This window comes from Psychroserpens mesophilus (assembly GCF_050617655.1).
GTDB lineage: Bacteria > Bacteroidota > Bacteroidia > Flavobacteriales > Flavobacteriaceae > Psychroserpens > Psychroserpens mesophilus_A.
The window spans coordinates 1-268 of record NZ_JBODQC010000188.1 but is presented as its reverse complement, the minus strand read 5'-3'; the positions used below and the strand labels follow the sequence as shown (position 1 = coordinate 268).

Annotated in this window: 1 protein-coding gene; it reads left to right on the top strand. The window is 59.7% G+C overall.

The features are described 5' to 3' along the window. Positions 1-268 (top strand): response regulator (locus ACRHNM_RS16895; protein WP_431137780.1); only part of this gene is annotated, 268 nt, incomplete at both ends.

The following is a 268-nucleotide window of genomic DNA, read 5'->3' as shown; positions in this document are numbered from 1 at the left end:
ACCGTCCTGATCGTGGAGGACAACGAGCTCAACATGAAGCTCTTTCGCGATCTGTTGGAAGCTCACGGCTATCAGACTTCGGGCACCAGCAATGGCTTCGAAGCGCTCGATCTCGTCCGCAAGCTGCGCCCCGATCTGATCCTGATGGATATTCAGCTGCCTCAGGTATCCGGCCTCGAGGTCACGCGCTGGATCAAGGACGATCCCGACCTGCGCACGATCCCGGTGGTCGCTGTCACCGCCTTCGCCATGAAGGGCGACGAAGAAC